We start from the raw sequence: 25,255 nt of genomic DNA on the forward strand, positions 1-25,255 counted from the left end.
GTCCAGGGAAAACTGCCTCCAATTGTGTAAAACAGTATAAAAGAGCCAGAAATGGCAAACTAACGACAAGAAAATAAGGTAAAAACAATAGTTTTTTATAAAATTTAAACAGAAATCTATCGAAAAAATAAAGTGATTTAATTTATTGAGAGTTTTGCATCAATTTTAAGTTTATGATATTTATTTACAGGTACGTCAACATTGTTTAAGCCTTATATAGGTTGCCTTTTTTCATCGTTCAATCAAACATTAAAAAAGAGATTTTAAAATGTACTTTCGATTTATCCTTTAAGCTTGATCTGGTCAATCTGGTCAAGCAGATTGAACGCGGAGAGATCCGGGTAATGGAGGTAAGCAAAATTTATGGATTGAGTCCAAATGCCATTTTTAAGTGGCTTCACAATTATTTAGAAATGTATAAAATATAGACACGTGTGATAGTGGAACACAAAAGTTTATCTAAGAAAAATGCAGATCTCCAGGGCAGGATTGAGCTTTTGAAGAGATCTTAGATCCAAAAAAACAGCTTCGTATTGGTTACTTGGAAAAGGTAGTTGAGGTGGCTTCCGATGAGCTCGGAGCGGTTATCGAAAATAAGTCTAATCGGCTGTAATAGAAATTTTCCAGATGAACATGTCGTCACATGGTCATAAGATGAACGATATCTATGCAATGGCAGGAATAACAAAACAAGGTTTTTATGGTCATTTATCGCGAGCCAAGTAGCTATTGGAAAAGGAATGTACGATCATTGAATTGGGCAGGGAGATTAAAGTGAATCACAATAAGATGGGCTATCGTAAGATATTTGATGAGATCAAACCCTATGGACTTGGCTGTGACCGTACGAAAAAGGGTTCTGTTGAACAACGGTTTAGGATACCGCGCAAATACAACTATCAAAGAACGTCCTATGCTGGAGAGCAGTTTTACAACAACTTGATCAATAAAAGTGTAATAACGAGCAAGAATAGACTGTTTGTTAGCGATATTATTTATATCCCCATTGGATACAGGAAGCATTACTCATTATGTCAGTGTTAGATGTCTATACGAGGAGTATAAAAGGATGGTCGCTCTAAATAACCATGAGGATCGGAGATACTGTAGCACTCTCTTTTCTGATATCAATCGAAGGGGTGAACGATGGAGGGCTCAAAAAACTTGTATTCCACTCTGACAAAGGTTCAAAGTATGGAAGTGACATAATGAAGTCGCACTATAAGCGTACGGAGGTGAATCCAAGTATGGTAAAGCATGGGAAAATGCACATGCTGAATCCTTAAATAGGATATAAAGAATGAATATCTTAACTTTGAGGATATAGATATAGCCTTTACAACGGCTAATAAAATACGACTGTGAAAATTAAACTCTGTCAGGTTCATTTTTTCTTCGTTTCAAAATTGTTCAAATCTTGTATTTGATCGATTTTGGAATGTGGCCTAGCAGCAGCGAAACGAACAGACTGGTTCATATTTATATCCAGATCGAATCTTGTCCTCAAATCTAATATAAAGCTGTTTGATCTTCAAATTCCAATTATGGAGAGGACTTGTCCATTTCTTCTGGATGTTCATCGTTAATAGATACACGAACTTTAACAGCGTCATATAATTGGTAAAGGCACCCTTTGTCTTGGTGACTTTTCGTACCTGGCGATGGTAACCCTCCACTGCATTTGTCGTATAGATAATCTTTCGTGTAGGCTCGGTGTACTTAAAATACTGTGAGATGTGCTCCCAGTTGTTTTGCCCTCTTTGGATCACCACGGGATATTTGTATCCCCATTTGAACTCAAGTTTTAATAGGGCGCCCTCGGCCAATTCCTTGCAGGGGGCCCGGTTCATTTTTTAAGGTCCCCGATATATTCTTTTCAATTTTTTTATGCCACATTCTTTAGCGAGTTGCGTATCTGATGGACGATGCACAACTGGACCTAGGCCGTTGAAAGATACATAGTTTCGCACAAGTAAAGCCCTTGAGATTGTCATTATATGCAATCAGGATGTTCTTCAATTCCCTGTTGTTGAGATCGGTGAGCACCTGTAGCCAAAAATCGTCTCCTTCGCTCTCAGGCAGATAGGTTCCGAGAATTTTTTCTGTACTATGTGTTTCTACCCAAAATATTGTAGAGTGCCTTATGCAAGACCTTTCCATCGACCTTTGTCTTGTAATGCATGGCATCCAACCATACAATGCAGTAAAGGGTTTCTAAGGGACAGTTCTGCGATGCCTTCATATTCGGGATGATGCGATCGGTGATCTGGTTCAGGACCATGTGGGAGATCTCGGTGTCGTACATCTCTTTTATGTGCAAGGAGATATTACGATAGCTCATACCTAGTCCGTAAAGACCTATGATCTTATCCTATAGGTTGTCGGCAAGGATACTCTGGCGCTTTTTGACCAGCCCGGGTTCAAAACTACTCCGGCGATTTTGGAGAGTATATATATCAAAGGTACCAAAACCGCTCTTGATGGTTTTTTTGCTATAGCTATTGCGCTTGTTCCCCTGGACCGTTCTTGCTCGTCCAGATGGCCTTTCATCTCTAATTCAAGGGCTTTCTCTATAAAATTTTTAAGCATCGGAGTGATTGCACCATCCTTGCCAAAAAGGCTCTGACCGAAATGAATTGTTCTAGTGCCTTTGTTTCCAACTCTTGTTGTTCTTGATGTTGTTATAATATCTGATTAAAATTAAACAAAATTTTTAATCATACAAAATTCAGTTTACACTCTCTAAAATGCTATCCAAACGGATCTAACTATATAATAATGAAAGACCCATGTTTCATTAAATAAAATGAAACCAAAAGAATTCGAAACTTATTTTGTTAGCTTAACCGATCAGCATAAATCGAAATATAAGATAAACCAGAAACAAGTCAATCTTATTCAGGCATGCTAACATAGTGAACTTTCATCAAATAGTTAATTACCATACACGGCACAATAAAAAGCTTAGCAATGACGTCATTGCTAAGCTTTAATAAATATTTTTAAATCTTAAATAATATGTATCGGTTGTCTTAGACATGACAAACAAATCAAACTCACAATTATTTATAATCTGGATTTTGTTCTAATAGTGGATTTTTATCTAAAGCGTCTTGAGGCAACGGCCATTTGTAATGTTTTGGCAGGAAGACCCTTTTTGACACTGGGTCACCGTTAAATCCATTCAAAACTTGTTCTGCAATTCCCCAACGTTTTAGATCAAAATATCGCGAATTTTCCAGTGGAAATTCAACACGACGCTCATTCCGTATTTTTGCTCGCAAGGTTACCGGATCCTTAGATATAACTGCTGGATAGTTTGCAACATCAGTATAGTCAACACCATAAGCTCTGGCACGCACTTTATTAATTGCATCTAAAACTGTTTGATCAATATCATTATCTTCAATTTTGGCTTCAGCATACATTAATAGAACGTCGGCATAACGGATATGGATAAAATCGGTTCCGTCGTTTATAGGTTGAACTAATGTATTCATTACATTGGCTGTGATTCCTTTGGAAAACACAAACCCACTCTTTGATTTAATTTCAACCAATGGATTCCAATTCCCTTCAAAAACTGTTGCTAATAGTCTAGGATCCCTATTCAATGTCGGTTTGGTATTATCATACAACGGGGATTCTTCTATCGAAAGACCATCTGAACATTCATAGGAATCAACCAAATTTCGCGTTGGATGAAGATTGCCCCAAAAGCCTATTACTGTTTGAACAGAATGACCTGGTGATTCTCCTGGAACATTGGTCATTTTGATAGAAAAAATAATTTCGGGATTCGCATCTTGACCCGCTTCTAAAAACAAGTTTTCATATTTTGCTGATAGTTGATATTGACCTCCATCCATAACTTCTTTTGCAGCCATGGCCGCTTCTTTATATTTTTTAGTATAAAGCAGTATTTTAGCTTTCAATGCCAAAGCCGCCTCTTTCTTTACATGTCCATCGTATGTGGCGGATGGAAGATATTGGATTGCTGTGTTCAAATCTGTCAGGATTTGGGCAAATACTTCGGCTTGGCTGCTTTTCGCAGTATACTGATTTTCGACCGTACTGGCTACAAGTCGTATCGGCACATCGCCATAGGTTGCTGCCAAATAATAATAGAAATAAGATCGTATGAAAAGCACCTCGCCTATCCAAACGTTTTTTACATTATCACTGACCACAACCTTATCAATATTTTCCAAAAACTCATTACAACTATTAATACCTACATAACAGACCGCATAAAGCCCTTTTATTGCATTTTTAGATTGGCCATCGGGATTAGGACTTCCAATTGCCAAATCACGAAATCCATTGTCGCGAGCTCCATAGGCATTATCTGTCATTTCATCCCATGCTTGGAATAATTTGGGGCCACCATTTTTATCAAAAGTAATTTCTGATAGAAAATTAGTTTGTAATTGACCGTAAATACCTGTTAAAGCCATTTGTGCATCTGCCTCAGTTTTCCAGAATGTACCACTTGAGAGGGCATCACCCGGTTGTTTGTCTAAAAAATTATCACTGCAGCTCATTAAAGTAAGAATAATTACTACCAACATGATTTTATTTAAAAATATAATTCTCATAATTTATGTTTTAATATAATTAGAAAGTCAGTTTAATTCCAAAGGTGTACGATTTTGAAATCGGATACGTAGATGAGGCTGTAATTTCAGGGTCAAGGTTGAAAATATTGTCTTTGGTTAAAGTGAACAAATTGTCCCCGGAAAAATAGAGCTGAGCACTCTTTAATTTCAAATATTCAATGAATTGATTAGGAACCGAATAGCTAATCATTATATTTTTCATTCTTAAATAAGAACTATTCATCAGCCAGAATGAATTTATATATTGGGTAGCCCCATAGCTACTTAATGGTTCATTATAAACAGCCGGTAACTTCGTATTTTGGTTTTCAGGCGTCCAGGAATCAGTGATCCATACAGATGGTGCATTTCCGTCCTGGAGGAAAGGCTCAACTCCAGCCCAGTTACGATATGTTTTCATGCCCGTAACTCCTTGCCAAAATGTGCTTATCTCAATATTTTTATATTTTGCTGAGATATTAGCACCATAAAGTAAGGAGGGATGTTGCCCACCAATATGGATACGGTCGTTTTGATCAATTATGTTATCACCATTTTGATCTTTTAAGCGAATACCTCCAAGATAAGGAGGTAAAGGTTGTGTTGGAGCATTGGCGATATCTTCAGCCGTGTTAAAATACCCATCGCTTTCATACATGTAATAATCTCTAAATGGATATCCTTCCTCATTGACGGTTTGTCCCCCAATTTCCGTAGCTCCATATTTTACCAATTTGTTCTTATACCAAGAGAAATTAGAACTTACTTTAAAGCTAAAATCTCCAATATTATTGTTATGCCCAATTACGATATCCCAACCGGTATTTTTCATTTCTCCTTGATTTACTTGTGGTCCAGCAGCTCCTGCTTCCACAGACACCTGTAGTTGGCGCAGGATATTAGAAGTTACCTTATGATAGTAATCCACATTCACGAAGATCAAACGATTTTTTGAGGTAAAATCTAAACCAATATCGGATATCGTGGTGGTTTCCCAACTAATATCGGAATTTGTAAATTTCTCTAATGCCACACCTGTACTTATGCCCGTGCCAAAAGGGTAGCTATGAGAACCGGTAGAATGTGTATTCACGTAATCATTAACATTTGGATCGCCGAATTCGTAGCGTGATTGATACGGATAATCATTACTGCCATCGTTACCCAGCTTTCCCCAAGAAGCCCTAAGTTTAAGTTGGCTGATGAAATCAATTTTCTGAATAAATGGTTCACGTTCCAAGCGCCATCCTACTGATAAAGATGGAAAATAGCCTCTGCGATTACTTTCTTCAAAACGACTGCTTTCATCTGTACGGAAGTTAAATTCTAGTAAATATTTATCATCATAAGAGTAGTTTATGCGAGAAAAAGCACTTCTTACGCTACTTTCGGTGGAAGAGCCAGATGCTAACTGGTTAGCAGTTCCAACTCCATCTAATTCGGTAATAGATTGGCTAGGAACACCAAAGCGAGTCGAATTTGTCCATTCATGTCTTCTGGCTTCCTGACTATATCCGGTCATAACTTTGAAATCGTGATTTTCTATCATTTTATTATAAGTTAGTGTTGAATAGAAGGTCGTTAATTTTGAAAATAGATTCCCTACGCTAATTTCTGAAGGCTCACGCGTTGTTCGTAAATATTCCCCAGTCCGGTAATTATATTCGTCATGTTGCAATTTTTGATTGGTTGAACGTGTATAATCATACTTATAGGCTCCTTTTACATCAAGGACAAGGTTATTTAAAATTTTAGCATTTGCGAAAAGGTTTCCATTAAAGTTATGTTTTTTATCACTGTAGCCATTTTGACCATAGGTCTGAATCATTGGGTTTACACGAGTAAATCCTTCATCAAAGATTAATCCATCTGGATCTAAATCTGAGCCTGAAAAAGCTTTTGCGGCATAATGTCCGGTACCATCCAAGGTATAAGGCCCCCAATTGGGACGAGTTTCCCATGCTTTTGTAAAGGCAGTATTTGAATCGGGTTCTGGCCCTTTTCGATCAGAAGCCAAACCTATAATTGCTCCTCCTACCGATATGTTTTCACGGATAGCTGTCCTAAAATTTAAGAAGACATTTTTCTTATTATAATTTGATTTTACCATCAAACCCTCCTGATTCCAGCTATTTAAAGACAGGTTGTAGGTCGTTTTCCCTGAAGTTCCATTAATCCCAATGGTATTTTTTATCACCGTTCCGGTTTGAGTAAGAAGATCTGTCCAATCAGTATTTGGGTATAATGGATCATTTTTCGCGTTGCGGTAAGCATCAATAACATTTTGCGGATACCCTCCTGTTGCTGACCCTTTTGAAGTTATTAAAGACCGGTTATAAAGATCCATAAAGTCGGCCGAATTAGTGATCATATTAGGTAACATGCTAGGTGAATTAAAAGCATAACTGCCATCATACGAGATGGTCATTGCTTCTTTACCGCCTGTCTTGGTTTGAACAAGAATGACCCCGTTGGCAGCTTTTAGACCATAAATAGCGGCGGATGATGCATCTTTTAATACACTTACCGACTCGATCCAAGTGGGATCAAGATCTTCGAGATTTCCTTCAACACCATCAATCAAAACCAATGGGGAATTGTTACTTCCAAAAGAGTTAATACCTCGAATGCTTATATTTAATCCTTCATCCCCAGGGCTTCCGTTTGTTTGAGAAATGGTTAGGCCTGGAATTTGCCCTTGTAAAGCCTGAGCAGTGTTCTGAACAGGACGATTTTCAATTGTTTCACTTGAAACCATTGAAACTGCACCTGTAAGGTTGGCTACTTTTTGTTGTCCATATCCCACTATGACCACTTCGTCCAATTGGCTGGAATCTTCAGATAAACTGATATCAATGGTTAATTTGTCGCCCACAAGAACCTCTTTTGTAACGAAACCAAGATAACTAAATGACAAGATGGAAGTATTAGTTACACTAATAGAATAGTAACCATTAAAATCCGATTGTGTACCATTGGTAGTTCCTTTTTCAATAACATTTGTTCCTGCCAAGGGAAAACCTGCACCATCGGTAACTATACCCGAAACAATATTTTGACCATAAGACGTCAAACCTGAACATAACATCAGTACAAAAAGTGGAATTACCCACTTTTTAAAAAAATTAAATTTAATTTTTTTCATAATTATCTTGGTTAAATTAATTAGTAAAATAAAATAATCTCAAAGTTTACATTGTTATATATGTAGGTGATAAAAATACTTTAAATCTTGAATTCCATATGTATCTCTTGGTAAGATTAATGTATCTCTTGATAAATTTAATTCACTATAAAATCCATCTCTTTGCAGGTGGGAATGTTCTGATGACTGTGCCTTAAACTTGCACTATGAGTAAATATAAGAAACTCGGCCATGCTGTTATGAATTTGAATATTACGCTATAAATGCATTTAAGTTGGAAAATGCATAAAAACAAAAGGATTAATTATAGAAGCAGAACATCTGTCAAATGATGTGCCAACATCCATTTTTGAAATTCCTTGTAGTTATTTCAATATATAAAAATGAAACATACACATTTCTTTATTATCCTAGTAGCTATAATGTTTGTTACTTGTAAAATAAGCCCCAAGCAAAAGCTTAAATAACTGAGGCAAGTGAAGAAGAACGACCCAACATCCTGTTTTTATTAGCAGACAATTTAGGTTATGGCGAATTAGGTTCCTACGGTCAGAAAACTATTATAACGCCATTTTTAGATAGCTAATTGGGCAAAGTATGAAGTTTACAATCTTTTATGCAGGAAATTCTGTGTGTTCACCATCTCGTGCGGTTTTTATTGCAGGTAAAAGTTCGTCTATCGATACAATTCCTGGTAATAACGGATTGATGACAGATGGCAGTTGGGACAGAGTTTTATTAAGAAAAGACGAAGTGACCCTTGGAGAAATGATGACTGATGCAGGATACGAAATCGCATTTATTGGAAAATGGCACCTTGGTGAGACTAATCATTTATTGATGGGCACAGGTAAGAGGATTTAATAATTCAGTACAAGAGAATTGGGATCGTAATGGCGGAAAATTTTTGATGGCCCTATGGGATATATTAACGGAATGAAGGATTCTATTAATTACGATTGGACCAAATAGCAAAGTCACGATAAGCTTAGAACGGATTTAGCGTTAAAGTATTTAAACATTAGAGAAAGAGAAAAACCATTTTTCCTGTTTATTTCTCATAGAGCACCACACGAAGCGGAAAAAGTAATAGGAAATAGGACAATTTATTCTCAAAGTGGTTGGATTGAGCCAGATTGAATCCTTGCTTCCCCAATTACATTTCTAGACAGTTATGTAGATATATTACTCAATAAATTGGAGGCTACAGGTGATCTTGATAACGCCATTATCTTTTTTACGAGCGACAATGACCCTAATAGTGAAGGGATGGATACCATCATGAATTCTTTAAAAGCAAGGGTGTTTAAACGGTTATAAATTAGATGTCTATGAAAGCGGAATTCGCGACCATTTTTTGCTTATTGGAAAGGATAAATAACGTCTGGATAAGTTTCAGATTATATTGGTGGAGCACAAGATTTAATGCCCACAATGTCCGATATTATTGCTATGAAAACGCCGAAGCAATTCAAAGTTATTTCATTACATCCAGCACTTACGGGGAAAGAACAACCAGAACACGACCAAATTAATATAGAGTCGTTTTTTGGGGGCGAAAAAGGGTTTCTCAATCTCTTCTCTATGGAAATTTAAAAGGCCTTAGATATGGAGCACATAATACTATTCAGATTTATCATTTCAGTAAAGATATTGGTAAAGAGCATGAAATTGCAGATCCAGTATCTCCTATTTTTAATGATAATGGATCGACATATGGAAGTGATTTTTGGGGTACCATGGGAACAGATATAATTTTTGGAGAAATAGGAACTGATGATCTTATTAAAGGTGGAAGAAATGCAAAAAATAATGCGCCTTTATTGGAAAGAGAAAAATGGGCTATTTCTACTTCAAATAATATTCTTGGCCCACTTTGGAGTATAAGCTATAAAGGTATTTTGTTTGCCAACTTGGTTTTAGAAAATGTACCAAACATCACATTTGATGATGAAGTAAGAAAAAAGGAGATATTGGCTGAAGCTCGTTTTTTACGTGCATATTATTACTCTGATTTGGTAAATTCTTTTGGAGGCGTACCAATTATTGACAGACCTTTAAAAATAAATGAGTATAATGTGCCAAGAGCTACCAAAGAAGCCACTTACAAATTTATAGAAGAAGACTTAAAGGTAGCAATTGCAGATTTGCCTTCAAGATTGGATAAAGATGCTAGTTAAATAGGTCGTGCTGATAAAGGTGCCGCATTGGGAATGATGATGCGTGTCTCTTTGTTTCAAAATAAAATGGGTCAGGTAGAAACTTATGGAGATCAATTGTTTGCTTTAGGTTTTGAATTAACTCCAGATTACAGCACCATTTTTCAGCCAGAAGGCGAGTGGAATTCAGGTTCACTTTTTGAAATTAACTTTGCTACCGATGCAAGTATATTGGGTACAGGAATTCCAACACGTGTAAACCCTAATAGCAATGGGGGCGGTGGATTTATTCAGGCAAGAGATGGGTTAAGAAACGAATATGAGTTAAATGATCCTAGATTAAATGCGACCTTGTTTTTTAAAGATGCTCCTTATGGTACAGATTGGTATGTAAGAAAGTATTCTTGGGCACCATACACCAGATATGATAAGCCTACAATTGGAGGAAATAATAATAGTGCAAATAATGTGAGAATTATAAGGCTTGCGGATGCTTATTTGATGTATGCCGAAGCTATTTATAACTCAGATCCTGGAAAAGCTATTGAGTATGTAAATAAAGTTAGAACAAGAGCAAGAGGCAATGAATTGCCTAGCGTAGTACCAGATTTGCCTCCAACATTAAGCGGAGGACCTCTGTTAGATGCCATCTATCATGAAAGGCGTGTAGAGTTGGCCGGTGAAGGACATAGGTTCCATGATTTGGTAAGAACAGGTAGGGCCGCAGCTTTATTAACGCAATATGGGTTTGTCGAAGGAAAGCATGAGGTAGTTCCTATACCAGTTGAACAAATAACTTTGTCTGAAGGGGTTTTGCTTCAAAACCCAAATTATTAATTAAAGTATAAATTTTTCAGGTTTTATAAATGTTAAAATTATTAGAAAATGGAATTTAAGGAGAACTAGAAAAGAGATACATACATAAACGTGTTAGGAAGTACAACATACTTAAAATAGAAATTTGAGTTTGTTGTTAAATACAAGACCTTGGTTTCATGAAAGATATGAAAACCAAGGTTTTTTACTATAAGAGACATTTAATTTACTCATATATACAATTTCTAAAAACCGAAAAGCAAGATTTGTGTTAGAACGAATTAACAGTATATATGAAAATCAATAAATATCACTGGACATTTAAATTATTTTCAATTTTTGCAATTGGCATAATTGCTTTTGTAGCAAGTTGTTTCTCAACACCTATTTCAGGGGAACTCGTTTTATTTGATTTAAGTATTGCGGAAGATGCCACGCCAGAGGTAGTAAAACGTATTTTAATGGCCAGTGATAATCCCATTTCAGAAATTAAGTTTGAAAAAGGTACCTATCACTTTTATCCAGATAAAGGCTTTGAAAAATTTGTGTATTTATCTAACCATGGCGATTTAATGACAAATACACCTTTTCCTATAGAACATTTTAGAAATTTAGTTATCGACGGACAGGGTTCTACTTTTATTTTCCATGGTGTTATGATTCCTTTTTTGATAGAGGAAAGCGAGAATATTACTGTAAAAAATGTGTCTATAGATTGGGCGGAATCGTTTCACAGTGAAGGGGTGATTGTTGCTAATGATAGCGTTAAAAAAACGTTTGATATGCAAATATCGGATGAGTATCCATATGAAATTCGTAACGAGCAAATATATTTTATAAAGTCATATTATGAGCACAGTTTAGGTCAGTCTATTTTATTTGATCCAGAGAGAAATGCTATTGCTTATAACACAGAATCATATACAGGAATTTCTACAAAAGGGAAGATTAACATTCAAAATAATGTTAACGAAATAAAATACAAGTATGAGCATGATGGACGTGCACCAGAATATAAGAATATAGGCGTTGAAGATAAGCTTCGTGTTGAAGAATTAAAACCTGGTTTAGTGCGAGTTTATAATCATAAAAAGAATATGCCGCCTGTAGGATTAGTGCTTATCATGAAAGGCGAGCAAGGATTCAATAGAGTGTCTCCAGCATTCAGAGTTTCGCACACTAAAGGGTTTAATGGTACTAATGTAAATATTCATCATGCAGGTGGCATGGGTATTATAGCCGAAAACTCTTCAGATTTAATTCTAGATAATTTTAATATTACCCCCTCAAAGGGACGTATGGTATCAACAACTGCAGATGCAACGCACTTTGTTGGCTGCAGTGGTAAAGTGGTTTTGAAAAATTGCACCTTCAGTAATCAATTGGATGATGCTTCCAATGTACACGGAACCTACCAAAAGATAGTAGATATTTTAGGAAGTAATAAAATAGGTGTTCGAATGATGCACCACCAACAAAAAGGGTTTGTAATTGGCCAGCCTGACGAAACCCTAGGATTTGTGAGGTTAGAAAACGCGTTTTTTCCTTATGAAAAATCAACCATAAAAAGTATTGAATACATCAATAATAGATATCAAATCATAACCTTAAACAAAAAATTACCATCAGATATTCAACTTGGAGATTTAGTTGAAAACCTTGATGGTTATCCAGATTTTTTAGTTCAAAATTGTAAGATTATAAATAATAGAGCACGTGGTTTGTTGATCTCTAATCCTGCAAGTACAGTTATAGAAAATAACTTTTTCAGTACAGAGATGGAAGCAATTCTATTTCCTGTAGAAAGTGGCTATTGGTATGAGTCCGGCAATGCGGCAAATGTTGTTATTAAGGGCAATACATTTCAAGACTGTCAACATGGAGGGAAAAACAGAGGCGTCATTCGTTTTGATACAGACGATGATAATAAAAATATCGCTTTTAAAAATATAAAGATATTAGATAATACTTTCAATCAATTTGATAATCTCATTCTCGAAATCACAAATATTGATGGGCTATTATTTAAAGGAAATATCATAACGAACTCTAAAACTTTCAATCAATTGCATAATGAAAATCCAGCAATCAGAATTGAAGCATCTAAAAATATTGAACTGTTAGAAAATACATATCAAGGTATGGCAAAACAAATTCTTGAAACCGATGCATCACAACCATCTTTATCTTTTCAATAACTACAAAAACAACCAAAAATTAGACATATGAAAAATAGATTATTAATTATAAGAAAGGGTTTTTTGAACTCCTTAATTCTTTTGGTCATGTTAATTTCTTCAAGTGGGTTTGCTCAGGTAACAAATGTTACTGGAGTGGTAACAGGTGCCGAAGATGGGTTACCAGTTCCTGGAGCTTCAGTAATTATAAAAGGAACAGACATAGGAGCAGCTACTGATTTTGATGGAAATTATAGCATCAATGCAAAAATTGGAGATGTACTTGTTTTTATTTATTTAGGAAAGAAGAATGTTGAGTTAACAGTTAGTAAATCTGTTCATAACGTAACAATGACCGATGATGTTTCTGAACTTGAGGCAGTTGTAGTTGTAGGCTACGGTACAGTTAAGAAAGTTGAGGTCACGGGAGCGGTCAATAGAATAGATGCTGAAGATATAGATCAATTTGTGACATCGGATATTGCCTCAAGATTACAAGGGCAAATAGCAGGAGTAAGTGTGTCATCAAGTTCTGGAGAACCAGGTGAAGCTGCAAATATTCAAATTAGAGGTATTACCTCATTAACAGGTTCTAACACACCATTATTTGTTGTTAATGGCATACCGCAAATAGGCGACCCAGGATTGAGTCCAAACGAAATTGAAACAATTGATGTACTTAAAGATGCAGCTTCAACAGCGGTATATGGTTCTCGTGGTGCCGCAGGAGTCATTTTGATAACAACCAAAAAGGGTTCGGCAGGAGCTATGAAGGTTGATTTTGAAGTTACCAATGGAATTCAGATGTTAAGGGACGGTACACCATTGATGAATACTGAAGATCAACTATTTCATGAAATTACAACCTTTGATAATTTTGGAGGGTTTACTCCAATAATTGTTAATAATCCAGAATGGCTTAATAATGACAATAAGTTTGATGAGTATGTTCTTGTTAACAATGCTAAAGTGGATACTTATCAATTGAATGTTTCAGGTGGAACTGAAAATTTCTCTTATAACGCAAGTGGTCAATTATTCGATCAAGACGGGTCATTGATTAATTCTAATTTCAAACGTTATAATGGTCGTATAACTTCAACATATAAAACGGATAATTGGCAAATTGATGGTAGTGTTGCAATCACAAACGAAAATAGAAGAAGGGCAAGCGAAGGGCTGATAGTTACTGCGAGTCGATATAGACCTTATTTTCCTGAAATTGATCCTGATGCAGATGTCGCCATTGTGAATAGTTCTGGTGGCACCACTACTCCAGCAATTGCTTTAGGTCAGGCACTTAAAAGAAAAGATGATAGTAATAGAGATCGAACTAATATTAATTTAGGTATTAGAAGGAAGCTTTCTGGAAATTTAGATTTTGTGACCAATTTAGGGAGCTCTATTACAAATGATTTTAGAAATATTTTCCGTCCGAGGTTTGACTTATTCAATATTGATGATGGAGAAACAGAATCTGATCCTACGCGAAGTGGCGTAACAACATCAGCATCAAGAACAACAAAATTTAGTTGGGATGCAGGACTGACTTATAAAAAGCAGTTTGGAGATCATAGTGTAACCTTGCAAGGCGTTGGAACATTGGAGGAGGATAATAATAAAGCGTTTTTTGCCTCTATTGAAGGAATTTCTAACAATGCAATTAGCGTGCTCAATGGTGGTACTATTAATAAAAATGTAGGTAGTGGGTTTGACTTTACAACCAAACGTGTTGGTACATTAGGAAGGTTACAATATAATTTTAAAGAAAAATATATTTTACAGGCCTTGTTACGTTATGATGGATCTTCAAGATTTGGCAGCGATGTTAGATGGGGGCTCTTCCCTTCAGTTTCAGGTGCGTGGAATGTGTCAAGTGAATCGTTTTGGAAACCATTGAAAAGTGTTGTAAACACATTTAAAATAAGAGTTAGTCATGGTGAAGTAGGTAATGATAGTTTTGATGATTACGAATTTGCAAGTACAATTGCACCATTTGCAGATTATGTATTCAGTACGAATGATGGTTCTGTAGATTTCGGGTCTGCAATTAGGTCTTACGCTAATAGAGATGTAAAATGGGAAACGTCTGTGTCTGATAATATTGGCGTTGATTTTGGTATCTTAAAAAACAAAATCAGCTTAACGGTAGATTACTACAGAACGGAAAAAATGGATATGTTATTTCCTGTAACCCTTCCAGGATCTGCAGGTGCATTTTATGATCCTGAATTAACACTTAACGTTGGTAATATGACCAACCAAGGATTAGAAATTGCTGCAAATTATAGAGCTGCAATCGGTGAAAGTACATTTAGAATGGGAGGAACGTTCACTAGCAATGACAATGAGATTACTAAGGTTATCAGTAGCGGAATCATTTATAATAGTAATTCTAATTCCATCAATGGAGATAATACTTCAGCGATAAGTGTAATTGCAGAAGGTTATGAAGCAGGAGCTTTCTTCTTATTTGAAACTGATGGCACGATTAAAACCCAAGAAGAATTGGACGCTTATAAATTGTTCCCTGCACGCGCAAATGCCGCACTGGGAGATTTAAAATACATTGACACGAACGGTGATGGTAATATTACCAGTGAGGACAGAACGTATCAAGGCAGTGGTTTGGCAGATTTTGAATATGGTTTTAATTTTAGTTGGGATTGGAATGGTTTTGACCTCTCAATGAACTGGTTTGGTACTGTAGGAGCTGAAATTTTCAATGGTAATAAAGCAGCAACTTATAGTTTTCAGCGCCATCAAGATTTAGTAAATCAATGGTCTCCCGAAAATCCAACGTCTAATATCCCATCTTTTAGAGGCGACTCTAAAGAACACCCTAATTATGCAGGAACAACAGACATTTGGTTAGAAAATGGTGATTATTTAAGGCTCAAACAAATTACTATTGGATATTCATTACCTGAAGATGTTTTGGAAAGAATAGGAATCAGCAAGTTCAGATTGTATTTATCATCACAAAACCCTTTGACATTTACAAAGTATGAGGGTTATGATCCTGAAATCGGAGGGAATAGTGTAGCACGAAGAGGCATTGATGCTTCCCGATACCCGATTTCGACTACCTATAGTTTAGGATTGAGAATTGCATTTTAACATTAAAAAACAAAGTCATATGAAAATATTTATAATAAGATTACTCTTAAGCATATCATGTATAGCAACCATATACTCTTGTGATGATTACTTGGAGGAGGTAAATCCTAACGAGATTTCGGCAGATACATTTTTTCAAAATTTAGATGAATCAAATGCTATATTAACTGGTGTCTACGGTTCAATGCTAAATAGCTGGATAGTTAGCGCTAGAGAGGAAGCGTGGCGGTCGGATATGGCGTATCCCGGCATAAGGGACGGGAACATTGATAACAGAGCACTAAACTTTTATCAGCACGTTATTTTAGAGGATAACGAGTTTATCAATGATAGGTGGAATGCTCTATATCAAGTTATTTGGAGAGCAAACCAACTTATTGAAGGATTAAATGGAATGGATTCTAGTTTACAAAGTGACCAAAGATGGACAGAACAAATGGGGCAGGCTCGATTTTTTAGAGGGTTAGCGCACTTTTATTTACATTCATTATATAATCAAGGTCGAATAGTCATTAGAGATGCTGCACCTTCAACTTCAGAAGAATTTTCTAAACCGTTAAGTACTTCAGACGAAGTTATGGCATTTTTCAGGGCCGATTTAGTTTATGCATATGAGAATTTGCCAGCTTCCTTTGCAGAAAAAACCAGAGCGACAGCAGGAACTGCTGCAACTATATTAGGGACTAGTTACCTATATTCGGCGTCGGATAACCCAGCTGATTATCAAACAGCAAAGACTTATTTTGCTGATGTTATAAATAATGGAGCTTATGGATATAGTTTGGTTCAGGATGCCAGCATCATGTTTACTGATGCAGGTGATTTTAATTCAGAATCCATATTTGAGATTAATTATACGGTTGCTCAACAATTAGAGGATGATAATTTTGACGAAGAAAGTTTCTTTACAAGAAACGCTAGATATTCTGCTCCAAGAGAATCTGGAGGTTCTAATGCGAACCAACAATTCACTGCTGCATCATGGTTAATATATGCCTATGCAACAGAGCCATTAAATCTATCTGATGCTAGAAATAGTGTTTTCGATAGAGGTACTAATACAATAAGACCAAGAAAAGTTTCTCTTCGATCATCAGCAATGATAGCCATGGTTAACGATGAAGATACAGAATATTACCTAGCGCCTTCAGCACCAAATGCAGTAGATTTTGGGAGTAATCAAAGAAAATACGGTTACTTCAAAAAATACACGAACCATACAATAGTTGCAAATGAAAATAATACTGGTGATATAAGTTGGAAATCTGGAAAAAACGTCATAATTAACCGATTGGCAGATGTGTATTTAATGTATGCCGAATGTTTGTTAATGGGAGATGGCAACGTTCAAGGTGCCATAGATTTAATCAATCCAATACGTCAACGATGGGCATTACAATTATTGGATGCAAATTCTGATTTAATTGATGGTACAGCTTATTCGGTACAATCGCTTATGGATCATTTGATGTTTGTTGAACGTCCATTAGAATTATCTGTTGAAGGTGTTTCTATACGAACAATTGATTTAAGAAGATGGGGAGTGGGAAGTTCGAGGTTCAGTGATTTGGCAACCCGTTCTTATTATTTGACAGATTACGAATATTATAATGATGAAAATGATGCTTTGGAATCAAGAAATAACAGTTTTGTTAGAGAAGGTATAAGTCCTGACCCTTCTGGCGATCCTCAAATAGTTCAGGAATATACTGGTGCAGCACAATTTTATACTGATGGTTATTTAGTGCTTCCTACTAGCGAAACTTTAAACAATACATCTGTATCAAGTTCAAACTAAATAAATATGGAAACGATGAAAAAAATAATATATACTGTTTTAACTTTAGTATTGATATTAACATTTAGTTGTGATAGTGATGAGTATGAGGCACCATTTGGAGATTTTTCAAGTCACGAATGGATCACAACAAGTGGGTTTGAGGAAACTGATTATGTTTTAGCATTAAATGATTATATAGGTTTTAGAGATGTCTCACGAAACGCGATTGAACATTCTTGGAGTATTCCATCAGGTACTAGAATATTAAGCAATGATTTTACTGAAAACGATTCCATTTACGCAAGTTTTATTGTCGGTAATGGACCTGGGGCATCCGATCAAAAATTATTGAATTTATTATTTGTTGAATCTGGCGTAAAAGAAGTCGTTTTAAGAAATGTGTATAGAAATCAAGTAGAGAACTCTGTAGAGTTAAATGGAAAATGGGTAGTTGAAGAAAGATTTACAGTCAATGTGTTCGATGATGTCAAGCCTTCATTCAAGGTGATGCGTGGCATTGAAGAAATTTTGAGTGTGAGCGAAACAGACTTTCCAAATGCTGCTAATTCTGCTTCGTGGCCAACGGTAACTATCGAAGCCGGAGAACAGCTCACATATATAGACCTGACAACGGTAGGAATGCCAGATACAAGAACTTGGACTTTTAACGGAGGTAATATTCAAACAAGCAATGCAGCAACTGCAAACGTATTTTACAATGGATTGGGTAATTTTTTGGCTGGAAGCATTAATTCGAGAAGGGCAAATGCCGATAAACCGGATGGTGAAGCCATAAAAGTAATTCCATTGAAAATAGAAGTGATACCATCAACACAGCCATTTATTATAAACGGAAGCTTAACAGAAAGTGCATCAGAAATAATTTCATTTGATGTGACGGGAGAATTGGCATCTGTAGCTGGAGAGGAAGGAAATTTTGTAGTAAATGTAATGAATGCGGTTACTGAATTTAACCAAAATATTCCTGTGCAAACGGTTGCCATCAATGGTAGCAATGCGACGCAAATCGATTTAACGCTCTCTGCACCTATCTTTAATAGTGATGTAATCACTGTGACTTACACCGAAGGGAATATTAAATCCATTGACTCAAGGGTTTTACAAAGTTTTGGGCCAGAAACAGTGCAAATGTTTTTTGAAGGATCTATGAACATAGCAGGATTTACGGGATATGAAGTAGAATGGGAAGGTTCGGGTAACCAATTTAAAAAGGCCAATACAGAAGGATACTTTGCACAACATAATGGAAATAGCGAAGCTGGCCCATTATACTACTATAGAGATACATCCATGCCTTATGAGGGAAATAGCTCTATGAAATTTGAAACACCAACTTCAGGAATCCCTAATTTGGCAAGACTTCAAGGTTCACAATTTAGCACTTTAAGTCCTGTAAATTCAGGCACATACGTGCCTTCTGTTTGGATTTACATTGATGCTGCCACTACATTGAATACAATAGACTACAACTTCACCGATGGTCCACGATTATCCTTTGATATATCTTCTGCACCTAAGGAAAAATGGGTGCAACTCAAATTGCCAGAAATTACACTGGGTGATATTGATTCGGGAAGATTAGATATTGAAATTGGAAAAACTGGTCAAGATGACGAAAAAGTTCAAAAATTATGGTTGGATAATTTCGACTTGTTAATTATAGAGTTACGCAAATAGATTAATAAATACAATAAAAATGAGGAACTGGTTTAAGCTGTATAATGAAATTGACAGGATTAGAACAGGATCATCATAAAAGCATAAAACACTTAACACTAGTTCTGTGTTTTTCGTTAAAAGTTAATTGTTAATAAATAAAATGATTCTTATGAAATATATTATTAAAACCATCATATTGGTTTCATTGGTAGTATTGAGTGGCTGTAAATCGGATAAAAACAAGCAGCATACAGAGCCTTTGACAACAATTGAACCCATTAAAAAACCTAATATCGTCATTATCTATTTAGATGATTTAGGTTACGGTGATCTTAGTTGTTATGGTGCCACAGAATTACAAACCCCTAATATAGATGCACTAGCTTCAGGAGGTGTTAAATTTACAAATGGCTATGCTACTTCTGCTACTTGTACTCCAAGTAGGTACGCCTTACTTACCGGAATGTATCCTTGGAGAAATAAAGATGCAAAAATATTGCCCGGTACAGCGCCACTTTTAATAAGTACAGAACAACAAACATTGCCTAAAATGCTTAGACGTGAAGGCTATCAGACCGCTATAGTAGGTAAATGGCATTTAGGATTAGGTACTGGTAATGTTAACTGGAACGACATTATCACACCAGGTCCCAATGAAGTTGGTTTTGATGAAGCCTATATTATGGCTGCGACCCAAGACCGTGTACCAACAGTATACATAGAAAATGGTCAGGTTGTTAATTTAGATAAAAACGACCCTATCCAAGTAGATTATCAAAATAATTTTGAGGGAGAGCCCACTGCAATTTCCAACCCTGAAATGTTGACTATGAAATGGCATCATGGTCACAATAATTCTATTGTTAACGGTGTGCCTCGTATTGGGTTTATGAAAGGAGGAGAATCTGCTAAATGGAGTGATGTAGATATGGCAGATAATTTTCTTGAAAGAGCACAAGATTATGTGAAGACTCACAAAGACAAACCATTTTTTTTATATTATGCTATGCAACAACCGCATGTTCCAAGAACGCCACATCCTAGATTTGTCGGTAAATCGGGCTTAGGACCAAGAGGCGATGTAATTCTTGAGGCGGATTGGTGTATTGGTGAATTTATGAAAACACTAAAAGAAGAGGGTATTTTAGAAAATACATTAATTGTTTTTTCAAGCGATAATGGACCGGTCCTTAATGATGGTTATTATGATGATGCTGTTGAGAAGTTAGGTAATCACGATCCCCAAGGAGGTTTACGCGGTGGTAAATACAGCTTGTTTGAAGCTGGCACAAGAGTACCATTTATAACATACTGGAAGAATACTATTAAACCAGGAATTTCTGATGCTATTGTGTGTCATATGGACTTGATGGCATCATTAGCAAAATTGATAGGAACAGAAGAATCTAGTACGGATAGTCAAGAATTAATGGAGACTTTTAAAGGGAAAACTAATAAAGGTAGAGATAATTTAATTATTGAAGCCACTAGTAGAACTGCACTGAGAAGTGGTGATTGGTTATTGATCCCTCCCTATAAAGGAAAAGCATTTGAAGAAAAAGTAGGAATTCAATTAGGTAATTCACCTGATTTCCAGCTTTATAACCTTAAAAGCGATATGGGGCAGAAAACTAACGTCGCAAAAGATAACCCTGAGAAATTAAATGAATTGATTCAAGTTTTTGAGACTCTAAGAGGCAAGAATTATAGTAATATTGAACAGTTACAATTAAGATAATATCATGAAGAGTTATGTAAGAATCTTAAATTTATAACACTTATAATTCTATATCCGTAAACACTAACCAATTAATAATTATTATTTTCTTTAGTTAAAGATAAAGTAATGAATATTTTTAGCTTAGCTCCGAAATTTAATAGCGAAGAGGCCAATCAGAATTTTGCAGTCAATCATTATGAAATCAAGAGGAGATCCCTGCAATTATACCTGAAAGAGTTCGAGCTTAATAGAAGATTTCTTGGAGAGTGAATCTTCGAAAGGCTTATTATCTCTATTATTGAAGGGTTATTAATCATTAAGGATATACACAATTCTAATTACGAAGAATGAAGAAAAGAACTACTATCTACAAAAAGAATATTATTTTAATCTCAACAAACACATTTTTCCATCTTATGATACTGCTGTTTGTTGTATCCAATTTTACGAATTGCAAAAATAATACTAATGAAAAATCTATTGTTAGCGCAGAGAGTAGTTCAATAAATAAAGCTTTTTTGATAGATCAACCAAATGTGGTCAAGACTCCTGAGGGTATGGTCTGGGTAATTGGAAAGACCTTTATTCAAGGAGCTAAAAAGGAGGATAAATACGCTATGGATCGCGAAAAGCCAGCACATCAAGTGACCGTTGATGGTTTTTTTATCGATATTATAGAGGTTACCAACAAACAATTTAAAACGTTTGTGGATGCAACAGATTATATAACAATTGCAGAACGACCTGTAAATTGGGAAGAGATGAAGAAAGATGTTCCTGAAGGTACCCCAAAACCTCACGATTCTATTTTGCAGCCAGGCAGTTTGATTTTTAATAAAGCTGTTAACAAAGTAGCAAATATGAATAATTACGCGCAATGGTGGCGTTGGCAAATTGGAGCTAATTGGAAACATCCAGAAGGACCCGAGAGTTCTATTAAAGAAAAAGATAATTACCCAGTGGTACACATTGCTTTTGAAGATGCTTTGGCATATTGTAAATGGGCGAACCGAAGATTACCTACAGAGGCGGAATGGGAATCTGCAGCGCAAGGTACTGCAGTCGATGCAATTTATACTTGGGGCAATAACCCGGAAGTTTTAGATGAAAAAGCGAATACTTGGCAAGGGGTTTTTCCTGTGAAAAATGAATCCAAGGATGGTTTTGAGCTTATTGCACCGGTGAAGTCATATCCACCAAACTCAATAGGGATTTATGATATGTTAGGCAATGTTTGGGAAATAACAAGTGACTTATTCAATGTGGACTATTATAAGGAGTTAGATGTTACAAAAGAACATGTAAACCCTATAGGAGCAGACCAAGGCAAAAGCCCGAACAATCCATATCAACAGGAGCATATTATAAAAGGTGGTTCATTTTTATGTCATGCATCATATTGTGCAAGTTTTAGAATTTCGGGTAAAATGGGCATGAGCCCTGATTCTGGTTCTGACCATACTGGTTTTAGAACTGTTGCAACGGTAGATATGATTGAAAACTAGACATTTTAAATTTTATTATTAAACATAGGGTTTTAATCAGAGCAGATGATTTAATCTGTACAATGGTCGCTTTAAGAAGTATGAAGAGCATAACCATTATAATTGAATTAAAAGTTAGAACAAAATTTTAGTTCTTATTTGTATCTGATTGTTCAGTCTCACTTTAAAATATTTTGGTTAAGTATAGTCAAAGAAATCCTAAATTACACTTTTGGAGCAAGTAAGCTGACATTTATTGGGATATCCAATAAATAGAGTAGACATTGTTATCCTAGTGAAATTATTAAAGATCAATAAACATATGATTCTCTTCTTTGGTAATTTAGTTTTATTGAGTATAAAGATTAGCTCGTGCTTATTGCCTTCATAGTTAAAATTTTATTATATTGATATTCCCTAATTCAAATTTTGGATGGTAAATAATTAGCGATATGGAAAGCGTTTCATTTAGTATAAAATTGTTACTGCTGGAGATTTCACAATTTGTAAAGGATACTTTCAATTCAAATAGGAAACATATTCATAGCCTACCTAAACGAACTCCTCCTTGTAATTAATTTGTAAACTCCTAATCTTAATAAAAAGTTATTATTTATAACCCACTCAGCCCATTGCCACTCCATTCCGCGAAAGCTCCTTTACGGGCAAAGCGCTTCATCAAAAAGTCTTGGACCCAACTCCAAAGTCTCCGATTTCCATTCCACTTGCCCGCTCATTCCCGAAAAAGGTCGGGAAACAGTCAAACTCCATTGCAACCTCCAAATTTGAAGTTACGTCGGCTTCACCTCGGCTAAACGAGAGCAATTCGTTATCATAACACGGAAAGCACATTCCCCTACATTCCGCGAAAAGCTTCATTCCGGGAAAAGCGCTTCCCTAAAAAAGTCTTGGACACAGTCCCCAATTCCAGCTTTCCATTCCGTTAACCCTTCCCGCTACGCTGGGAAGGAACACTTCACTTCGACGTGGCTCAGCACAGGCATTCCCTATCTATAATTGGGAACAGCGTCCGCCAAATCGGAATTCCATTTAATGATTTGGTTCCGCTTCCCATGTTTGTATACTTCACATAAGCCTTTAGACCTACATCCGCACCCTCGCTGCCCAACCTTTTTTTGACAGCAAAATACCAACATTTGGAACTTGACCGGACTGCATAAACCGTTCTCGCTGCGCTTCACTTTTTATAAGTCCTTATCAATTCCAAATATTGAAAATGTATCAGCAACAAAAAAAGGTAACAGCGAGGGCGCTATGGGAAGTAAATCTAAAATGAATCTTATAAAATCTTACAAAAACATCAAAAAGGAAGCGGCACCAAAAAAAACAAAAAAGGAAAACACTCAAGATATAATAAGTAAATCACTTCAAAAAAATATAAACACAAACTGTCTGAATGCCAGCCCGACAATTCATTTTGGCGGGGTTCAGATGGCAATTCTAATTAATCTTTTAAATCTTTTATTATGAGCACTTTAAAAAATCACGTACAGTTAATCGGAAACGTTGGCCAGGAGCCACAGATCACGAACCTTGAAAGCGGTAAGAAAGTAGCCCGTTTTTCATTGGCGACGAACGAGTATTACAAGGATGCCAAAGGCGAGAAGACGCAGACTACAGATTGGCACACCGTGGTAGCTTGGGGAAAGACCGCCGAAATTATCGAACAATATGTGGATAAGGGCAAAGAAATAGGGGTTACCGGGAAACTGAGAACCAGAACCTATACCACCGATGATGGCAGTCAGCGCTATGTAACGGAAGTCGAAGCTAGGGAAATTCTTTTGCTAGGAACTAAAAACGAGCAATAATACTTAAAATTTAAGAGGGCGTACTACACGAAAGATGCGCCCTCTTAATCATTATTCACAAAAAATAGAAAATCATGAAAGCACAAGTTAATGAAATCAAAGAAGGATTGCAACATTTTCACGGAACGGAAACGTTCTATCAAATCCCATTAATAAGAACACGTTTTACAGACGGACTGAAATATCTAGCCAATGTAGCGGATTGCTTTTGGCTGATTACGGATACTTCGGTAATAGTAAAAAGCCTGATTCCTCGTAGTGAATTTATAAGCATAGATTTTAAAAGATTGTCCAAGGAAAAACAGGATATTATGGGTTATGAAGCTGAAATTACCTACACCGATGGCAATGATCATATTTTAGAAACACAAGGGTATCGTGCCACCGATTTTCCACTGGATGAACTGCGTTTGTTTTTTGTAAATGATACGCTGATGTTACCAAGCGAATACTAAAATTTTGGACCATGGTACATCTCAATTTTAATGACTTAAGCAAGGAAGCTCAAAACCGACTTTTAGAACTTTCCAAAAAAGATGTGGAACGAAAATTTGGTGATAGTATTCGCAAATACGTAAGGGAAAATTATACCTGTTTTGAAACGATGATTGAGGAAGAAGCATTGCGGAATTTGTATTCCTATACCTTCAAATTCAGTATCTGATTTTTAAAATTAATGAACACGCACCTCTGAATTTTATGGGGTGTTTTTGTGTTTAGTAAATTGTAACTCAACAAAAAAAG

Annotated in this window: 20 protein-coding genes; 15 read left to right on the forward strand and 5 right to left on the reverse strand. The window is 36.0% G+C overall.

From position 1 onward, the window contains the following. Positions 1-1,445: 1,445 nt before the first annotated feature. The 5 genes from JEM65_RS23130 to JEM65_RS13110 form a co-directional block, all read right to left on the reverse strand. Positions 1,446-1,850, reverse strand: a complete 405-nt coding sequence (locus JEM65_RS23130; RefSeq protein ID WP_199600239.1) for a transposase — start codon at positions 1,848-1,850, stop codon at positions 1,446-1,448. 49 nt (positions 1,851-1,899) lie between these two features. After that, positions 1,900-2,187, reverse strand: a complete 288-nt coding sequence (locus JEM65_RS23135; protein WP_368856065.1) for a transposase — start codon at positions 2,185-2,187, stop codon at positions 1,900-1,902. Further along, entirely contained in the window at positions 2,108-2,341 is a 234-nt protein-coding gene (locus tag JEM65_RS23140; RefSeq protein ID WP_199600241.1) for a transposase, read from the reverse strand. Before JEM65_RS23140 ends, JEM65_RS23135 begins: the two co-directional genes overlap by 80 nt. A gap of 721 nt (positions 2,342-3,062) precedes the next feature. Then, positions 3,063-4,598, reverse strand: coding sequence for a RagB/SusD family nutrient uptake outer membrane protein (locus tag JEM65_RS13105; RefSeq protein WP_199600243.1), 1,536 nt, complete (start codon positions 4,596-4,598; stop codon positions 3,063-3,065). A 19-nt stretch (positions 4,599-4,617) separates the two neighbouring features. Further along, the gene (locus tag JEM65_RS13110; protein WP_199600245.1) at positions 4,618-7,743 is read right to left on the reverse strand and encodes a SusC/RagA family TonB-linked outer membrane protein; all 3,126 of its coding nucleotides are present in this window, start codon (positions 7,741-7,743) and stop codon (positions 4,618-4,620) included. Positions 7,744-8,340: 597 nt separating this feature from the next. On the opposite strand from JEM65_RS13110, the gene JEM65_RS13115 reads away from it, so the two are divergent. The 15 genes from JEM65_RS13115 (at position 8,341) to JEM65_RS13180 (ending at position 25,175) form a co-directional block, all read left to right on the forward strand. Next, positions 8,341-8,607: a sulfatase-like hydrolase/transferase gene (locus tag JEM65_RS13115; protein WP_199600247.1), complete on the forward strand. Its 267-nt coding sequence runs from the start codon at positions 8,341-8,343 to the stop codon at positions 8,605-8,607. Positions 8,608-8,898: 291 nt separating this feature from the next. Beyond that, positions 8,899-9,063, forward strand: a complete 165-nt coding sequence (locus JEM65_RS23145; protein ID WP_368856067.1) for a sulfatase-like hydrolase/transferase — start codon at positions 8,899-8,901, stop codon at positions 9,061-9,063. A gap of 114 nt (positions 9,064-9,177) precedes the next feature. Next, the gene (locus JEM65_RS13125; protein WP_199600249.1) at positions 9,178-9,339 is read left to right on the forward strand and encodes a hypothetical protein; all 162 of its coding nucleotides are present in this window, start codon (positions 9,178-9,180) and stop codon (positions 9,337-9,339) included. 143 nt (positions 9,340-9,482) lie between these two features. Then, positions 9,483-9,923, forward strand: a complete 441-nt coding sequence (locus JEM65_RS22420; protein WP_233530651.1) for a RagB/SusD family nutrient uptake outer membrane protein — start codon at positions 9,483-9,485, stop codon at positions 9,921-9,923. Between the two features lie 66 nt (positions 9,924-9,989). Further along, entirely contained in the window at positions 9,990-10,739 is a 750-nt protein-coding gene (locus tag JEM65_RS22425; protein WP_233530652.1) for a RagB/SusD family nutrient uptake outer membrane protein, read from the forward strand. 272 nt (positions 10,740-11,011) lie between these two features. Next, positions 11,012-12,916 (forward strand): alpha-1,3-galactosidase-related protein, encoded by a 1,905-nt coding sequence (locus JEM65_RS13135; RefSeq protein ID WP_199600251.1) that lies wholly within the window; start codon positions 11,012-11,014, stop codon positions 12,914-12,916. Positions 12,917-12,943: 27 nt separating this feature from the next. Further along, entirely contained in the window at positions 12,944-16,015 is a 3,072-nt protein-coding gene (locus tag JEM65_RS13140; RefSeq protein ID WP_199600253.1) for a SusC/RagA family TonB-linked outer membrane protein, read from the forward strand. 19 nt (positions 16,016-16,034) lie between these two features. Next, the gene (locus tag JEM65_RS13145; RefSeq protein WP_199600257.1) at positions 16,035-17,813 is read left to right on the forward strand and encodes a RagB/SusD family nutrient uptake outer membrane protein; all 1,779 of its coding nucleotides are present in this window, start codon (positions 16,035-16,037) and stop codon (positions 17,811-17,813) included. Between the two features lie 15 nt (positions 17,814-17,828). Then, complete coding sequence (locus tag JEM65_RS13150) at positions 17,829-19,493, forward strand: SwmB domain-containing protein (protein ID WP_199600259.1); 1,665 nt, start codon at positions 17,829-17,831, stop codon at positions 19,491-19,493. A 151-nt stretch (positions 19,494-19,644) separates the two neighbouring features. Continuing rightward, positions 19,645-21,213, forward strand: a complete 1,569-nt coding sequence (locus tag JEM65_RS13155; RefSeq protein WP_439953511.1) for a sulfatase family protein — start codon at positions 19,645-19,647, stop codon at positions 21,211-21,213. 500 nt (positions 21,214-21,713) lie between these two features. After that, positions 21,714-22,700: a formylglycine-generating enzyme family protein gene (locus JEM65_RS13160; RefSeq protein WP_233530653.1), complete on the forward strand. Its 987-nt coding sequence runs from the start codon at positions 21,714-21,716 to the stop codon at positions 22,698-22,700. Between the two features lie 1,272 nt (positions 22,701-23,972). Next, complete coding sequence (locus JEM65_RS13165; RefSeq protein WP_233530654.1) at positions 23,973-24,170, forward strand: hypothetical protein; 198 nt, start codon at positions 23,973-23,975, stop codon at positions 24,168-24,170. After that, positions 24,167-24,511, forward strand: coding sequence for a single-stranded DNA-binding protein (locus JEM65_RS13170; protein ID WP_199600265.1), 345 nt, complete (start codon positions 24,167-24,169; stop codon positions 24,509-24,511). The genes JEM65_RS13165 and JEM65_RS13170 overlap by 4 nt, the downstream gene beginning before the upstream one ends. A gap of 74 nt (positions 24,512-24,585) precedes the next feature. Then, positions 24,586-24,966, forward strand: coding sequence for a DUF6876 family protein (locus JEM65_RS13175; RefSeq protein ID WP_199600267.1), 381 nt, complete (start codon positions 24,586-24,588; stop codon positions 24,964-24,966). An 11-nt stretch (positions 24,967-24,977) separates the two neighbouring features. Continuing rightward, complete coding sequence (locus tag JEM65_RS13180) at positions 24,978-25,175, forward strand: hypothetical protein (RefSeq protein WP_199600269.1); 198 nt, start codon at positions 24,978-24,980, stop codon at positions 25,173-25,175. Positions 25,176-25,255 lie beyond the last annotated feature (80 nt).

Origin of the sequence: Gelidibacter salicanalis (genome assembly GCF_016469035.1) — a bacterium.
In the GTDB taxonomy this organism is placed as follows: Bacteria; Bacteroidota; Bacteroidia; order Flavobacteriales; family Flavobacteriaceae; genus Gelidibacter; species Gelidibacter salicanalis_A.

What these genes read in the sequence shown, in the direction of transcription:
- JEM65_RS22420 (WP_233530651.1), top strand. Translation starts at nt 9,483, where the DNA reads ATGGGAACAGATATAATTTTTGGAGAAATAGGAACTGATGATCTTATT.
- JEM65_RS13110 (WP_199600245.1), bottom strand. Translation starts at nt 7,743, where the DNA reads ATGAAAAAAATTAAATTTAATTTTTTTAAAAAGTGGGTAATTCCACTT.
- JEM65_RS13165 (WP_233530654.1), top strand. Translation starts at nt 23,973, where the DNA reads ATGAATCTTATAAAATCTTACAAAAACATCAAAAAGGAAGCGGCACCA.
- JEM65_RS13145 (WP_199600257.1), top strand. Translation starts at nt 16,035, where the DNA reads ATGAAAATATTTATAATAAGATTACTCTTAAGCATATCATGTATAGCA.
- JEM65_RS13180 (WP_199600269.1), top strand. Translation starts at nt 24,978, where the DNA reads ATGGTACATCTCAATTTTAATGACTTAAGCAAGGAAGCTCAAAACCGA.
- JEM65_RS23140 (WP_199600241.1), bottom strand. Translation starts at nt 2,341, where the DNA reads ATGAGCTATCGTAATATCTCCTTGCACATAAAAGAGATGTACGACACC.
- JEM65_RS23130 (WP_199600239.1), bottom strand. Translation starts at nt 1,850, where the DNA reads ATGAACCGGGCCCCCTGCAAGGAATTGGCCGAGGGCGCCCTATTAAAA.
- JEM65_RS13115 (WP_199600247.1), top strand. Translation starts at nt 8,341, where the DNA reads ATGAAGTTTACAATCTTTTATGCAGGAAATTCTGTGTGTTCACCATCT.
- JEM65_RS13175 (WP_199600267.1), top strand. Translation starts at nt 24,586, where the DNA reads ATGAAAGCACAAGTTAATGAAATCAAAGAAGGATTGCAACATTTTCAC.
- JEM65_RS13170 (WP_199600265.1), top strand. Translation starts at nt 24,167, where the DNA reads ATGAGCACTTTAAAAAATCACGTACAGTTAATCGGAAACGTTGGCCAG.
- JEM65_RS13105 (WP_199600243.1), bottom strand. Translation starts at nt 4,598, where the DNA reads ATGAGAATTATATTTTTAAATAAAATCATGTTGGTAGTAATTATTCTT.
- JEM65_RS13125 (WP_199600249.1), top strand. Translation starts at nt 9,178, where the DNA reads ATGTCCGATATTATTGCTATGAAAACGCCGAAGCAATTCAAAGTTATT.
- JEM65_RS22425 (WP_233530652.1), top strand. Translation starts at nt 9,990, where the DNA reads ATGGGTCAGGTAGAAACTTATGGAGATCAATTGTTTGCTTTAGGTTTT.
- JEM65_RS13155 (WP_439953511.1), top strand. Translation starts at nt 19,645, where the DNA reads ATGAAATATATTATTAAAACCATCATATTGGTTTCATTGGTAGTATTG.
- JEM65_RS13135 (WP_199600251.1), top strand. Translation starts at nt 11,012, where the DNA reads ATGAAAATCAATAAATATCACTGGACATTTAAATTATTTTCAATTTTT.
- JEM65_RS23135 (WP_368856065.1), bottom strand. Translation starts at nt 2,187, where the DNA reads ATGCCATGCATTACAAGACAAAGGTCGATGGAAAGGTCTTGCATAAGG.
- JEM65_RS13140 (WP_199600253.1), top strand. Translation starts at nt 12,944, where the DNA reads ATGAAAAATAGATTATTAATTATAAGAAAGGGTTTTTTGAACTCCTTA.
- JEM65_RS13150 (WP_199600259.1), top strand. Translation starts at nt 17,829, where the DNA reads ATGAAAAAAATAATATATACTGTTTTAACTTTAGTATTGATATTAACA.